This is a genomic window from Kribbella sp. NPDC050241, assembly GCF_044459685.1.
Taxonomy (GTDB): Bacteria; Actinomycetota; Actinomycetes; order Propionibacteriales; family Kribbellaceae; genus Kribbella.
This window is the reverse complement of sequence record NZ_JBITJE010000010.1, coordinates 133,657-147,614: the sequence shown is the minus strand read 5'-3', so window position 1 is coordinate 147,614 and position 13,958 is coordinate 133,657. Positions and strand designations below refer to the sequence as shown.

The following is a 13,958-nucleotide window of genomic DNA, read 5'->3' as shown; positions in this document are numbered from 1 at the left end:
ACCGAGCCGGAGGAGGGCCCCACGGATGTACGCCGTCATCGACACCGAGACGACCGGCTTGCTGCCGAGTCATCGGCATCGGGTGATCGAGATCGCCGTGGTGCTGCTGGATGCGCGCGGCCGGGTCGAGCACGAGTGGGTGACGTTGCTGAATCCGCAGCGCGATCTGGGGCCGCAACACATTCACGGGATCCTGACCGCCGACGTGCTGGCCGCGCCGGAGTTCGGGGACATCGCGCGGCAGCTCGGTCGGTTGCTCGCGGGGCGGATGGTTGTCGGGCACAACGTCGAGTTCGATCTGGGCTTCCTGCGGGCGGAGTTCGCGCGGCTGGGGTTCGCGGTGCCGCTGATCACCGAGCGGTCGATGTGCACGATGGCGCTGGCCGGGTATCTGTATCCGGGGGCGAAGCGGACGCTCGGCGCATGTTGTGCGGCGGCCGGGATCTCGATCGAGGGGTGGCACTCCGCGCTGGCGGATACGCGGGCGACGGCTGAGCTGTTCGGTCGGTATCTGCAGTCGTTTCCGGCGCCGCCGCCGTGGCAGTGGGCGTACGAGGAGATCCGCGGACTGCGGTGGCCGGTGTTGCCCGGCCCCGACGTCCCGCCGACCGTCCGGCCGGTGCATGCCGGTGGACGACACGGATGGATGAGTCGACTCGTCGATCAGTTGCCGCGCGTCCCCGAGCCGCCGCAGGCCGACTCGTATCTGGCGCTGCTCGACATGATCCTCGCCAACCGCGAGATCACTGCGGCCGACGCCGACCAGCTCGTCCAGGCCGCGACGGACCTCGGCCTGACCCGACCCCAGGTCGACGAACTCCATCGGTACTACGTGTCCGCGCTGGCCGGAGCGTCATGGGACGGTGGTCAGATCACGCCGGAGCAGCGCAGCGATCTGGACCGGGTGGCGGTGATGCTCGGGCATCGGGCATCCGACGTGGACGACGCGCTACTGCGAGCCAGCTCCGGGCGGTACGTCGTACCTCCTCGTCCTGGGGCGAACGGGTTCCCGCTGGGGAGCTCGATGGTGTTCACCGGTGACATGGTCGAGCCGCGTGAGGTCTGGTGGGATCGTGCGGTGGCGGCCGGCTTCGTGCCGCAGGAGTTCGTCCGCCCCGATACGACGTTCGTGGTGGCAGCGGACGTGGACAGCCTGTCGGTCAAAGCCCGGGCCGCCCGCGACCTCAACATCCCGATCATCTCCACCGAAGACTTCCGCCGGCTCATCCGGCCCGAGCCTCAGCGCCGGGCCGGCTGACAGACAGCGCCCGGCGGGTGCGGGTTAGGGTTCCGGCGTGGAATTGAGCGAGCTGGGGCGGCGGATCTACGCGAGTGCCCATCTGACCGGGGAGTTCGTGCTGCGGTCTGGGCAGGTCACGGGGGAGTACTTCGACAAGTACAGGTTCGAGGCTGATCCGGTGCTGCTGGATGCGGTCGCCGAGGCGATGGTGCCGCTCGTGCCGGAGGGGACCGAGGTGCTGGCCGGACTGGAGATGGGTGGGATCCCGGTGGTGACAGCGCTGGGGCGGCATACCGGGCTGCCGTGTGCGTTCGTGCGGAAGGAAGCCAAGGCCTACGGGACCCGCCGGTTGGCCGAGGGGGCCGAGACCGCCGGAAAGCGGGTGACGATCGTCGAGGACGTCGTCACCACCGGTGGTCAGATCGTGCTGTCCACCAACGACCTCCGCGCGCTGGGCGCCGAGATCACCGACGCCCTCTGCGTCATCAATCGCAACCCCACGACCCCGGCCCCGCTCGCCGAGGCAGGTCTGACGCTGCACGCGCTCCTGACCTCGGACGACCTGACTCCAGGCACCAGCTGAGCTGCTGCCGTCGGCAGGATCGGCCGGAGTCAGTCCTCGGCTTCGGCGGTTTCGCGTTCTACTTCGAAGCGGAGTTGCTTGCCGGAGCGGATGCGTTCGATCGCGGCCAGGCAGGCGTCCTCACTCATGTGAACGCCGATCTCACCGAGCTTGTGGCGCAGCACCAGCGCGGCGTCCTCGGCGGAGCGGGAACTGGACTCGTTGATCGCCTCGATCGTTGTCTGGGTGAGCTTCTCGCGGATGTCCGGGTGAACCTCGTGGATCTCGTGCGTGATTCTGAACTCAGTCATCGCGACTCGCTCTCCCTTTCGCCCGCGGGCCGGTCTACAACTCAAGCGTAGTGGGCCGGACCCGCTGGGGAAGCTCAGACGAGCACTCGATTTACGAAAGTTTCAAGTCGCGTGGCCAGCCGTTCCGCCCGGACCTGCGGTGGCGCGGTTTCGCCCTGCGGTACCTCGACTTCGCGCAGCCCGCGGACGTACAGCGAGCAGGCCAGATCCGCGCAGATGTACGTCCCGACCGTGTTGCCCTCCCGGCCCGCCGTACCCGCCCGCCGCGCGGCGAACAGCGCCACGTCGGTCACGTGGTGCGCGGTGTTGCACAGGTCGCACAGGCCGGTCCCGCGCCGCGGCTTGCCGGTCGCCTGGGTGTTCACCGCGATCCCGGTCACACCGCCGTCGCGCCGTACCACCAGATAGCCGCGGTTGGGCGCCTTCGGGTCGCGCCAGCCCAGAAAGTCCAGCGACTCCCAGGGGAGCTCGGTGAAGCCGGGCGGCGGCGTCATCGCCTTGACCAGGCTCTTGGTTGAGTTGACGAACGAGTGCCTGATCTCCTCGACGCTGAGCGGTTCCACGACAGTCCTCCGATCCTTCGACCAGCCATGAGACCCGCCCGGCCCGTGATCCCGCAACCGAATATCGCCGTATGGTTGCTGGCAGCAACGGTCAGCTGTCGACGTACGCCGCGGTCCGGCCGTCGTCGTGGTTGCGCAGATCGACGCCGAAATCGACCAACGCCTTCAGCCGGAGCAGCAGTGAGACGTGGTCGCTACCGTCCTGGGCATCGTCGCAGCTGAGCGTCAGGTCCGTGCCGCCGGACTCGTCCGGAACCAGCGTGAACGTCCAGGTGCTGCCGAAGTACCGCAGCCGGTAGAGCCGGTCCTGGACGGCCTCCTCGACCCGGGCGTCCTCGGTGCGGCCGTCGGGCAGGACGAACCGGATCACCCCGTCGGCCTCCCCGGCCTCCACCGCCCAGAACCGCGACCGGCCGGCCTGCGTACTCAATGCGCGGAACACGTCGTTCGGACCCGACCTGAAATGCACCTTCCAGTGCGCCAAGAACCATCCCTCCTTGACTGACTGACGACCAATTCTCTGCCAGGCCCGGACACGCCTCGTACTGAGGGTGGACATCCAGGCACATTAGGTGAAAAGTGGACTATGCAAACTTCAATTAGTTCTCTGGAGGAGCCTCGATGGCCAACCAGTACGGCGCACTGACCGGCGACTACACGTTCGACACAGCGCACTCGCGGATCGGGTTCGTCGCCCGGCACGCGATGGTGACGAAAGTACGGGGGTCGTTCAACGAATTCGAGGGCTCGGCGCACCTCGACGGGGACAACCCGGCGAACTCGTCGGGTCGGGTGACGGTCCAGGCCAAGAGCATCGACACGCGCAACAGTCAGCGCGATGAGCACCTACGCAGCAACGACTTCCTCGACATGGACACGCACCCGGAGATCACGTTCGTGTCGACCTCGATCAAGCAGACCGGGGACGAGACGTTCACGGTCGCCGGTGACCTATCGATCCGCGGGGTGACCAAGCCGGTCGAGATCGCGTTCGAGTACACCGGCTCGGCGACCGACCCGATGGGCAACGAGCGGGTCGGCCTGGAGGGGTCCGTCGTGATCAACCGCAAGGACTTCGGCGTCAGCTGGAACGCGGCCCTCGAGGGCGGCGGCGTGCTGGTCAGCGAGAAGGTCACGCTGGAGATCGAGGTCTCGGCGATCAAGAACACCTGACCGCGCACAGCACGAGAACTGCAGAGGTCCCGCGACACCCGTCCGCGGGATCTCTGCTGTGTTGAGGTGCGGTCACGATCGGGGTGGGCGTGGTTGGGCCCGGCCGGCCGGTGGGGAGACTGGTTGTGAGTGCCGGCTAGGTCGAGGGGTCCGCCGATGATCGACACGCGATGGAAGCGCTGGTTGCTGCCGCTGTTCGGGCGGCGGCGGGCCGATCGCCGTACGCCGGAGTCCTTCCGGCCGCGCGGGACGAGCTCACGGGTGAGCCGGCTGGCAGCGCGGTACGACGCCGAGGTCGACGAGGCGCTGCAACGGTTGTGGCCGAAGGCGCGGATCTATCACGATCGCGAGTTCACCCGGGACCGGGCCGACTTTCTGCTGGTGGTACGCGGCCGGGGCGTGATGGTGGAGACGAAGGTGAAGAGCGACCCCGGTCTGTTCCGTGGGTCCACGTTGCCGCCGTTGCTGGACCGGTTGCAGCGCGATGGCCGGCGGCTGGTCGTCGTACTGAATCAGGGAGACCCGACGCCGGCGCGCGAGTTGATCGCCGCGAAGCTCGGCGACAAGGGATGCGTAGTCGTGTGGTCCGGTCCTGAACATGACACCGACCTCAAGGGCGCCGTGGAGGCCCTGCTGCGCCAGATGGTCCGCCATCCGTAGCTGACAACGCAGCAGCGCGGAGGGGGTGCCTCTCCGCGCTGCTGCGCTCCGGTCGCGAGGTGTGCCGGGTGGCAGCGAACGGAGACGGTGCCCGGGAAGCCCGGGGTCCAGGTCAGCAGGCGTTGGGAGTGGTGGTGCCGCCGTCCACGACCCAGCGGCCTTCGAGCTGCTGGACCCGCATCTGGTCCAGCCAGCGCGTGGGTGTCGTGGCAAGGATGACGGAGCGGCCCTTCGCGTCGACGGTGCGCGCCGCGGTGGTGTCGTAGCAGGCGGAGATGATGACGCCGTTCGCGGCGAGCGTCCGCTTGGCCCACAGGACCTTGGTCGTGCCGGTGTTGTGCAGCTTCTTCGTGCGGAAGTACCTGGCCTGCGTGCTGATCGCCTGGAAGACCTTCGGTGTCATCACCGGCTGGAGCTGGGTGATTGTGCGGCCGCCGCTGCGCATCATCTGGTCCAGCGCCGAGCGGTAGTCGTAGTACGCGTTCACCACCGGGTCGCCGGCTCCCACGACCTGTCCGGCCACGCCTTCCTCGGCCAGCCCGTGCTTGGACGCCTTCTTGGCGCCGGGCGACGAGGCGGCGACGTCGGCGTTGCTGTCGGTGCCACAGCCGGCGAGCAGCAGAACCGGGATCAGCGTGGCGGTCACCGCCAGGTTCCGAATGCGCATGGTGTCCGAACCTCCAGTCGGGCGCGGCGTGGCCGCTCGCACCATCGGGCGCTCAGGATGTGCACTGAAGTCGTTGACGCCGTCCGGCACTGACCGTGTAACGCCGTCGCACGGACCGTTGTCACTGTGACCTGAGTCACAGTGACCTCCTACCGCGGCCTGCGGGATCGGGCACAGGTAGTGGTGTACGCCTATGAAGCCGGCGTCGTGGTGCCGGGCCCACGACGGTGAAAGGAGCGTGTGGATGGACGTCCTGGAGCGGGTACGGGCGCTCTGCCTCGCATTACCGGAGGCGACCGAGCGGCTGAGTCACGGCGAACCGACGTGGTTCGTGCGGGACAAGAAGGTGTTCGTCATGTACGCCAACCAGCATCACGACGATCGGGTCGGGTTCTGGTGCGCGGCGCCGCCCGGCGTCCAGCAGTCGCTGGTCGAGGAGGATCCGGAGCACTTCTACCGGCCGCCGTACGTCGGCCACCGCGGCTGGCTCGGGGTGTACCTGGACGTCGACGCCATCGACTGGGGACACCTCGAGGACATCGTCGAGGACGCCTACCGCCAGATCGCACCGAAGACCCTGATCGCCCGTCTCGACGAGACCTAGTCGGTGAGTGCCACATCGGTCTGCTGCAGGTGCGGGATCTCCGGGCTCCAGAGATCGGCGTGCTCAGGTGACGACCACGTCCACGACCGGACCTGTGTGTCGCTGCGGCGGCCGAAGACCGCCCGGAACAGCTCGTACGACGAAGTCCGCGCCTCAGCGACAGGATCGCCCGGCCCGAGCTGATAGGTCCCATCCGGCGTCACGATCGAAAGCGACCCCGGCACGCCTTCCGACGGTGGATCCGACAGCAGCCACTCCAGTGTGCCGATCCACAGCTCCGACGGTGGTCGTCGCCCGGTCCCGAGCGCTCCGTGCAGGTCCGCCTCGTGTGTTCCTGAGTCGACCCACGGGTTGCACACGAGCGGATTCGAGGTCGTCTCGCCGAGGATCACCCGCTCGAGTGCCGGCCCGGTCTCGGCCCACTCGTCGAGGACGGCGTCGATCGGCATCGAACGCCGTGCGTCGACTTGAACCGCGGTCCAGGGCGGCCGAGGCGCACCCTCGACGTTGCCTGCGGCGAAGTCGGCTGCCACTCCGGCGAGGTGGGACACCAGGTTGTGCACGGTCCACTCCGGGCAGGCCGGCACCTGGCGGTCCAGGTCGGCCGCGTCGAGTCCGCGGACGGCAGCGGTCACCCGTTCCCGGGTCGCGCGGTACAGCTCTGCGCTGGTCGTCGAGTCCATCACTACCTCCTTTTGCTCATGATGACGAACGAACGCGCTCGGGATCGACAACTTCCCCGGATAGGGTGACGCGATGGTGAAGGGTGGGGTCGGGCCGCGACTGGCCATTGTGTTGGCGTTCGGGAGTTCGGGCGCCGTCATGGTGCTGGAGCTCGTCTCCTTGCGTCTCGTGGCGCCGTACATCGGGCTGACGCTGGAGACGAACACGGCCGTGATCGGCGTCGCGCTCGCCGCGATCGCGACGGGCGCCGCGCTGGGTGGTCGCTTCGCGGACGCGGTGCCGCCGGTCCGGACGCTCGGTCCGCTGGTGATCTTCGCCGGTGCGCTGGTGATGCTGGTCCTTCCGGTCGTGCGCTGGACCGGTGAGGCGTTGCGCGGCGGCAGCACCGACCTGGTGTTCCTCGTGCTGGCGATCGCACTGTTCGTGCCCGCGTCGCTGCTGGCGGCGGTGACGCCGATGGTGACCAAGCTGCGGTTGGAGTCACTGGCCGAGACCGGCACGGTGGTCGGCCGTCTGTCGGCGTACGCGACTGTCGGCGGGATCGCGGGCACTGTGCTGACCGGCTTCGTGTTCGTGGCGAAGACCCCGATCAGCACGATCGTGCTCACGCTCGGCGGTCTGCTGGTCGTCGCCGGAGCCATCCTGACCGTCGTACTGCGAGGTCGTCAGGCGGCTGTGAAGCCGGTGGCGCTGGCGCTGATCGGTGCCACGCTCACTGTCGTCGCACCCCGGCCGTGTGAGGTGGAAACGGCGTACCACTGTGCTCGCGTGGTGGCGGATCCGAACCGGGAGGCTGGACGGACGCTGTACCTCGACCAGTTGCGGCACTCGTACGTCGACCTGGACGACCCGATGCATCTGGAGTTCGAGTACATCAAGAACTTCGCGGCCGCGATCGATGGCAGCTGGCCGGCCGCCAAGCCGCTGGACGTGCTGCATGTCGGCGGTGGCGGGCTCACCATGCCGCGGTACCTGACCGCGACCCGGCCGGGCACCCACAACAAGGTGTACGAGATCGACTCCGCGGTCGTCGAGCTGGACAAGAAAGAGCTCGGAGTGCGGACCGGACCGGATCTCGATGTGGTCGTCCGCGACGGCCGGCTCGGTGTGCGCGACGAAGCGACGGACAGCCGCGACCTGGTGATCATGGACGCGTTCAGCGGCCTGTCGGTGCCGTGGCACCTGACGACGCGCGAGCTGGTCGCCGACGTACGCCGGGTACTGCGCCCGGACGGGGTGTACCTGATCAACGTGATCGACTTCGGCGAGGCCGCGTTCCTGAAGGCGGAGATCGCGACGGTCGCCGCCGAGTTCCCGCAGGTCGCGGTGGTTGCGCGCAAGGACGAGCTCGCGGGGCAGAGCGGGGGCAACTTCGTGCTGGTCGCTTCGGACCGGCCGATCGAGGCCGCGGCGATCGCGGCCAAGGTCGGGCCGGCGATGCAGGTGCAGCAGGAGCTGACCGGGTTCGTCGGCGACGCGCCGGTGCTGACCGACGACTACGCACCGGTCGATCAGCTGCTCACGCCGTACGTCAGCTGAGATACGGGCCGCCGGAGTTGTGCTCCGGGGCGTGGGCTTGTTGCATGAGGTCATGCACCCACGCGCAGGCCAGCCAGCTCAGCCCGAGGACCTCGTCGATGTCGAGGCGATGCTGACGGCGTACGACGAGATCACGCCGGATGTGGACAACCCTGCCCAGAAGGTCGTCTTCGGGACCTCGGGCCACCGTGGCTCGAGCCTCGACGGTGCCTTCAACGAGGCGCACATCCTGGCCATCACGCAGGCGATCTGCGAGTACCGGGCCGGTGAGGGGACGGCCGGGCCGCTGCTGGTCGGCCGGGACAGCCACGGCCTGTCGGAGCCGGCGTGGCGGACTGTGCTCGAGGTGCTCGCCGGCAACGGCGTACAGACGCTCGTCGACAGCGCGGACCGGCTCACGCCGACCCCCGCGGTGTCGCACGCGATCCTGCGGCTCAACCGCGGCGCCGGGGCCGGTGCGGACGGCATCGTCATCACGCCGTCGCACAACCCGCCGCGGGACGGCGGGATCAAGTACAACCCGCCACACGGCGGACCGGCGGACTCGGACGCGACCGGCTGGATCGCCGCGCGCGCGAACGAGTTGATCGCCGGCGGCAATCGTGAGGTACGACGTACGCCGTTCGACCAGGCCAGGTCGCAGGCGGGGGAGTACGACTACGTCGGCCACTACGTCGACGATCTGCCCTCGGTCCTGAACCTGGACGCGATCCGCACGGCCGGCGTGAAGATCGGCGCCGACCCGCTCGGCGGCGCGAGTGTGGACTACTGGGCCGCGATCGCGGAACGGCACCGCCTCGACCTGACCGTGGTGAACCCGCGGATCGACCCGGCCTGGTCGTTCATGACGCTGGACCATGACGGCAAGATCCGGATGGACTGCTCCTCGCCGTACGCGATGGCCTCGCTGGTCGCCCAGCGGGACCGGTACGACGTGTCCACCGGCAACGACGCGGATGCGGACCGGCACGGCATCGTCACCCCAGACGCCGGCCTGATGAACCCCAACCACTACCTTGCCGTCGCCATCTCCTACCTGTTCGCCAATCGCCAGTGGGGTCCGGACGTCGCGGTCGGGAAGACCTTGGTGTCGTCCTCGCTGATCGACCGGGTGGTCGCAGACCTCGGCCGCCGGCTGTGGGAGGTCCCCGTCGGGTTCAAGTGGTTCGTCCCGGGGCTGATCGACGGCTCGGTCGGTTTCGGTGGCGAGGAATCGGCGGGCGCGAGCTTCCTGCGCTTCGACGGCACGGTGTGGACCACGGACAAGGACGGCATCCTGCTGGCGTTGCTGGCCAGCGAGATCACCGCGGTCACCGGCGAGACCCCGTCGCAGGCCCACGCGAACCTGGTCGAGCGGTTCGGCGCTTCGGCGTACTCACGGGTGGACGCTCCGGCCACGCGCGAGCAGAAGGCCAAGCTGTCGGCCCTGTCCGCGGATGCGGTCACCGCGACCGAGTTGGCGGGTGAGCCGATCCTGGACCGGATGACGAGTGCTCCCGGCAACGGCGCCGCGATCGGTGGGCTGAAGGTCACCACCGAGTCGGCCTGGTTCGCCGCTCGCCCGTCCGGGACCGAGGACCTCTACAAGATCTACGGCGAGTCCTTCAAGGGCGCCGACCACCTGGAGCAGGTCTTCGAGCAGGCCCGGGAGGTCGTCTCCAAAGCCCTCGGCTAACGCACGAAGGCGTCGAGGAGCCGGTCCAGGTCCGCGGCGGGGTCGCTGGTGAGCCCGCTGTGGATCGGACCGGGATGGACGACCGTACTGCGGGGTGCGGCGAGCCACCGGAAGCGCTCGCCGATCCCGGTCGCCCCGGCCGGCCCGACGGCAGGATCGCCGGCGCAGATCGCGCGGATGTGCTCGAGCGATGCGCACACCACGTCCACGTCGACGGCCGGATCCAGCGCCTTGAGCCGGTCCGGATCGACGTCCCACGCGGCGCCCAGGAAGTCCCGCGCGCGGCAGTAGAGCACCGCACCCACATTGATGAACTCACCGCGCTGGATCCGCGGCGCCGCCCGCAGAATGACGTAGTCGAAGGGCACCAGCTCAGTCATCGCGCACCGCCCGGAAGCCAGGCGGACCGCTTGTCCAGCCGGGCGGTCAGATAGTCGAGGTACCGCTCCCGATCGCCGTCGTCCAGCCACTCGTCCGGCACCAGCCTGATCACCTCGGTCAGCAGCTCCGGGGTGATCGCAGTCGCAAGTTCCGCGTCCACCCCGGGTACGTCGGGTGTCGCGACCGAGAACACGTGGTCGGAGGCGTCGTACGGGAGGGCGGCGAACTTCTCCGCCGGCATCCAGGAGTGGTGGAAGTACAACGCGGCGCCGTGGTCGATCAGCCAGAGGTTCTTGTGCCAGACCAGCAGGTTCGTGTTGCGCCAGGATCGGTCCACGTTGGCGACGAACGCGTCCAGCCACAGGATCCTGGCCATCGCCTGGTCGCCCGGGTTGCCGGCCGAACCGTCGTACCCGAAGGAGCCGGGCAGGAAGTCGACGGCCAGGTTCAGGCCGGCGCTACGGATCAGCAGTTCCTGGATCTCGAAGTCCGGCTCGGACTTGCCGATCGCCGGGTCGAGCTGGATCAGCTTGAGCTCCGGCACCCGCAGGCCGAGGCGGCGGAACAGCTCGCCGACGATGATCTCGGCGACCAGCGCCTTCGGGCCCTGGCCGGCGCCGTGGAACTTGATCACGTACGTGCCGAGATCGTTGCCTTCGACAACGCCAGGCAGCGAACCGCCCTCGCGCAACGGCAACACGTAGCGTGTGGCGGTGATGGTCGGCAGAGTCACGCGGCAGAGCCTAACCGGTTTGCCGTCGGGTACCGGCCGAGGGTGAGGCTACCGTTCTTCGGGGTGGAGGAAGAGTTACTGCTCGTGTCCGCCACCGGTCATCCACTCCCGCGCAGCAAGGCTGTCGTGGCGGGCGTGCAGGATCTCGATGTCGAGCTCGAGCTGACCCGGGCCATGGTCGAGATCAACACGCCGGTCTGCGAGACGTCGACCGAGTTGCGCGGGCACTTGTCCGACATGCGTTCCAAGCTCGCCGATGCGGCCGCAGCTGAGGGCGCCCGGCTGCTGGCGATCGCCGTACCGCCGCATGGGCAGGCGGCCCAGTCGATCACCCGGAAGCCGCGGTACGAGGAGCTGGCAGGGCAGTGGGGTCTGCTGGCGCGCGAGCAGGGTGTGTGCGGTTGTCACGTCCATGTCGACGTGTCCGGCAAAGAGACGGCGGTCCGCGTCAGCAACCACCTGCGGCCTTGGCTGCCTGCGCTGCTTGCCCTCACCGCGAACTCACCGATCTACCTCGACCAGGACACCGGCTTCGCGAGCTGGCGTTGGCTGATGACGACCCGCTGGCCGTGTGCCGGTCCGCCGCCGTATCTGGAGTCGGTCGAGCACTATGACGCCTTGGTGGCAATGCATCTGGCGGCGGGCACGCTCATCGACGAGCGGATGGTCTACTGGGACGTTCGGCCGTCCTCGCACCTGCCGACGGTGGAGGTTCGGGTCAGCGACGTACCGCTGACCGTCGACGAGACCGTGCTGCTGGCCACTCTCATTCGTGCGCTGGTGATGACTGCCTTGGACGACGGCACGAACGGTCCGACGCTGGAGCCGGAGGTACTGCGGGCGGCGTACTGGCTGGCCGCACGCGACGGGATGACTGGCAACGGCCTGGACGTTCGCACGGCCGAGTCATTGCCGATGGCCGAGGTGGTTGGGCGATTGCGGCGGCACGTGGAGCCGGCCCTGCAGGAGCTCGACGCGCTCGACCTGGTGAGCGACGGCATCCAACGGATCCTGACCGACGGCAACGGCGCGGTGAAGCAACGCAAGGCCTTCCGCACTGACGGCGACGTCACCGTCCTCACCGAGATCACGCCGGCACCGAAGAATTGACATCACGCTTTCACAATCCCCGCAGTATGGCGTTATGCCGAGAGCAGACTCGGCCCCGAATGGCCCCTGATCCGCCGGAAATCTGACCATGTACACGGCGTCGAGTGCCTGTGACACCAAGGAACGGACCCTCGGCAAGGGGACGTGCTGGGCCTGCGAGCCCTGTACTGACGGGAGACTCCCGGTAGAGCACCGCTCTACCGGGAGTTCTCCGGTCTAGTGCCTCAGGAAGTCCTCCAGGCCGTGGAGGTCGTCGGTGTTGATGTGGTCGACACCGACCGCCTTGAGTTCGGTCCACACCGCTTCGCGGGCCGCGCCGGGCAGGTCCGGCGTCTCCCAGAAGCGCACCCGGTAGCCGGCGTGGTGAGCGGTCACCACGATGTCGTGCAGCTTGACCTGCTCGTCGGTCGGCATCGGACCGACGCCCTTCCAGGTGAACACGTTCGACCAGTTGTCGCTCACCAGCGGCATCAGCGAAGCGGGCATCCCCGACTGCAGGTCGCCGAGGCGGCCGTCGTACCCGGCGTACCGGACCTTCTGTGCCTTCAGTACGTCGAGCGGCCGGTTGCCACTGATCACCGACGTCACCGCGCCCTTCAGCACGCGCCCGTTCATGAAGACCGTGATGATCCCGCGATACTTCTGCAGCGCCTCGTCCACCGCGGCGTACGTCGACGGCCCGTCACTCTTGATGTCGATGAGCAACTGGAAGTCGCGCCCGTGCTCGTACACCTGCCCGTGGTTCTCCCGCACCCGATCGGCCAACGGTTGCAGGTACAGGCTCTCCAGCGTGCGACCCGGTACGGCGTCGTCCAGGTCATGCGCGACCCGCAGTTCGCCGTCGATCAGCCACACGTCCGCCTCGACGCTGTTGAACCCGCGATCCAGCGCGTCCTGCAGCGGACGCCGGTGGTCGTAGTCGTTGTGCGCATGCGCCGACGGCAGTGCCCGGAAGGCCGGAGCGTCGTACGCCTTGGGGAGCCTGAAGCCGTTCTCCTGTACGACGGAACGCAGCCGGTCGGGGTAGTCGGTGATGATCCCGTCGACACCGTCGTCGATCAACGCCTGCATGGTCGGCGGGTCGTCGACGGTCCACGGGATCACCTTCATCCCGGCCTTGTGCGCCGACTTCACCATGTCCGCGGTGACGTACGGCCGGTAGGTCGGATCGGTGACCTTGCCGTCCTGCGGGAAGCCGTGCACCGGCGAGATCGCCGAAGCGCCGAACGACTTCGTCGCCTTGACCAGGTCACCACCGAAGTCGTCGATGTCCAGGCCGCCCAGCCACGGTGACTTTCCCGGCTGGCCGACCTGGAGGAAGTCGAAGTTGGTCAACGCGACCAGCGGCAGCTCCGGCGCGACCTGGCGCATCCGCATCAGCGAACCCCAGTCGAAGCTCTGGATCGTCACCTGCCGGCCGATCTTCGCCGTGCGGACCTCGCGCGCGACGACCTGGACGAACTGCTCGCGCGGCGCGGTCTCGGACGGTGCACCCGCCTCGACCTTGGTCTCGATGTTCAGCTTCACGTTGTTCGCGTGGTAGCGGTGTACGAGCGCGAAGATGTCGCGCAGCTCGGGCATCCGGGCGCCCGGATCGGGCTGCTGACCGGGGAAACCCGCCTGCGGCAGCGAACCGCAGTCGAGCTGCTTGACCTGCTTCAGCGTCAGCGTGTTGATGAACTTGCCGACGTACGGGTACTCCGGGTCGTTCGGCGTGTACGGCGCGGTGTCGCGGCATTTGGTCCCGGTGACCTTGCGGTCGTGGGTGACCACGGCGTACCCGTCCTGGGTGATCTGGACGTCGAGCTCGAGCGTGCTGACGCCGAGCTCGAGGCCGTGCGAGAAGGACGCGATCGTGCTCTCCACGGTCAGTCCGAGACCGCCGCGGTGAGCCTGGACGTCGAAGTCGCCACGGTAGGCGGAGGCCGGTACGGCGACCAGTCCCTGGGCGACGAGACCGGCAGCGAGGGCAAGCGGAAGCAGCGCGCGGGGGAGGCGGCGCATGAGGGGAACCTTTCCGGAGGGGTGGGCGGACGTCCCCGAGGCTGGCTGCCGC

At 68.4% G+C, this 13,958-nt stretch carries 16 protein-coding genes; 8 read left to right on the top strand and 8 right to left on the bottom strand.

The annotated features are described in order from the left end of the window. Positions 1-25 precede the first annotated feature (25 nt). Complete coding sequence (locus ACIBG5_RS34980) at positions 26-1,258, top strand: exonuclease domain-containing protein (protein ID WP_396395805.1); 1,233 nt, start codon at positions 26-28, stop codon at positions 1,256-1,258. 37 nt (positions 1,259-1,295) lie between these two features. Beyond that, a complete protein-coding gene (locus tag ACIBG5_RS34975) occupies positions 1,296-1,823 on the top strand; it encodes an orotate phosphoribosyltransferase (RefSeq protein WP_396395804.1) in 528 nt (175 codons plus the stop codon). 29 nt (positions 1,824-1,852) lie between these two features. Here the strand turns inward: ACIBG5_RS34975 and ACIBG5_RS34970 are convergent, their stop codons facing one another. The 3 genes from ACIBG5_RS34970 to ACIBG5_RS34960 all read right to left on the bottom strand — a co-directional run bounded on the left by ACIBG5_RS34970 (position 1,853) and on the right by ACIBG5_RS34960 (position 3,160). Further along, on the bottom strand, positions 1,853-2,113 hold the full coding sequence (locus tag ACIBG5_RS34970) for a hypothetical protein (RefSeq protein WP_131364398.1): 261 nt from the start codon (positions 2,111-2,113) through the stop codon (positions 1,853-1,855). Positions 2,114-2,187: 74 nt separating this feature from the next. Next, positions 2,188-2,676, bottom strand: a complete 489-nt coding sequence (locus tag ACIBG5_RS34965) for an FBP domain-containing protein (RefSeq protein ID WP_396395803.1) — start codon at positions 2,674-2,676, stop codon at positions 2,188-2,190. A 91-nt stretch (positions 2,677-2,767) separates the two neighbouring features. Continuing rightward, positions 2,768-3,160: a hypothetical protein gene (locus tag ACIBG5_RS34960; RefSeq protein WP_396395802.1), complete on the bottom strand. Its 393-nt coding sequence runs from the start codon at positions 3,158-3,160 to the stop codon at positions 2,768-2,770. Positions 3,161-3,297: 137 nt separating this feature from the next. On the opposite strand from ACIBG5_RS34960, the gene ACIBG5_RS34955 reads away from it, so the two are divergent. Together ACIBG5_RS34955 and ACIBG5_RS34950 are read left to right on the top strand one after the other, a co-directional pair. After that, a complete protein-coding gene (locus tag ACIBG5_RS34955) occupies positions 3,298-3,849 on the top strand; it encodes a YceI family protein (RefSeq protein WP_396395801.1) in 552 nt (183 codons plus the stop codon). A gap of 156 nt (positions 3,850-4,005) precedes the next feature. After that, positions 4,006-4,509 (top strand): hypothetical protein, encoded by a 504-nt coding sequence (locus tag ACIBG5_RS34950; RefSeq protein ID WP_396395800.1) that lies wholly within the window; start codon positions 4,006-4,008, stop codon positions 4,507-4,509. Positions 4,510-4,621: 112 nt separating this feature from the next. Here ACIBG5_RS34950 and ACIBG5_RS34945 read toward each other — a convergent pair whose 3' ends face one another. Beyond that, a complete protein-coding gene (locus tag ACIBG5_RS34945; protein WP_396395799.1) occupies positions 4,622-5,176 on the bottom strand; it encodes a hypothetical protein in 555 nt (184 codons plus the stop codon). A gap of 244 nt (positions 5,177-5,420) precedes the next feature. Here ACIBG5_RS34945 and ACIBG5_RS34940 point away from each other — a divergent pair, with 244 nt between their 5' ends. Continuing rightward, entirely contained in the window at positions 5,421-5,780 is a 360-nt protein-coding gene (locus ACIBG5_RS34940; protein WP_396395798.1) for an MmcQ/YjbR family DNA-binding protein, read from the top strand. On the opposite strand, the gene ACIBG5_RS34935 is transcribed toward ACIBG5_RS34940, so the two are convergent. Beyond that, complete coding sequence (locus ACIBG5_RS34935; RefSeq protein ID WP_396395797.1) at positions 5,777-6,463, bottom strand: maleylpyruvate isomerase family mycothiol-dependent enzyme; 687 nt, start codon at positions 6,461-6,463, stop codon at positions 5,777-5,779. The genes ACIBG5_RS34940 and ACIBG5_RS34935 overlap by 4 nt on opposite strands. 73 nt (positions 6,464-6,536) lie before the next feature. On the opposite strand from ACIBG5_RS34935, the gene ACIBG5_RS34930 reads away from it, so the two are divergent. Next, positions 6,537-8,003 carry a fused MFS/spermidine synthase gene (locus ACIBG5_RS34930; RefSeq protein ID WP_396395796.1) on the top strand — a complete coding sequence of 489 codons (1,467 nt, stop codon included), beginning with the start codon at positions 6,537-6,539 and terminating at the stop codon, positions 8,001-8,003. Between the two features lie 52 nt (positions 8,004-8,055). Continuing rightward, on the top strand, positions 8,056-9,678 hold the full coding sequence (pgm, locus tag ACIBG5_RS34925; RefSeq protein WP_396395795.1) for a phosphoglucomutase (alpha-D-glucose-1,6-bisphosphate-dependent): 1,623 nt from the start codon (positions 8,056-8,058) through the stop codon (positions 9,676-9,678). On the opposite strand, the gene ACIBG5_RS34920 is transcribed toward pgm, so the two are convergent. Continuing rightward, entirely contained in the window at positions 9,675-10,058 is a 384-nt protein-coding gene (locus tag ACIBG5_RS34920; RefSeq protein ID WP_396395794.1) for a DUF3037 domain-containing protein, read from the bottom strand. The two genes, pgm and ACIBG5_RS34920, sit on opposite strands and share 4 nt — an antisense overlap. Continuing rightward, positions 10,055-10,792: a HipA family kinase gene (locus tag ACIBG5_RS34915; RefSeq protein WP_396395793.1), complete on the bottom strand. Its 738-nt coding sequence runs from the start codon at positions 10,790-10,792 to the stop codon at positions 10,055-10,057. The genes ACIBG5_RS34920 and ACIBG5_RS34915 overlap by 4 nt, the downstream gene beginning before the upstream one ends. 42 nt (positions 10,793-10,834) lie before the next feature. On the opposite strand from ACIBG5_RS34915, the gene ACIBG5_RS34910 reads away from it, so the two are divergent. Continuing rightward, on the top strand, positions 10,835-11,902 hold the full coding sequence (locus ACIBG5_RS34910; RefSeq protein WP_396395792.1) for a glutamate--cysteine ligase: 1,068 nt from the start codon (positions 10,835-10,837) through the stop codon (positions 11,900-11,902). 216 nt (positions 11,903-12,118) lie between these two features. Here ACIBG5_RS34910 and ACIBG5_RS34905 read toward each other — a convergent pair whose 3' ends face one another. After that, a complete protein-coding gene (locus ACIBG5_RS34905; protein WP_396395791.1) occupies positions 12,119-13,906 on the bottom strand; it encodes a glycerophosphodiester phosphodiesterase family protein in 1,788 nt (595 codons plus the stop codon). Positions 13,907-13,958 lie beyond the last annotated feature (52 nt).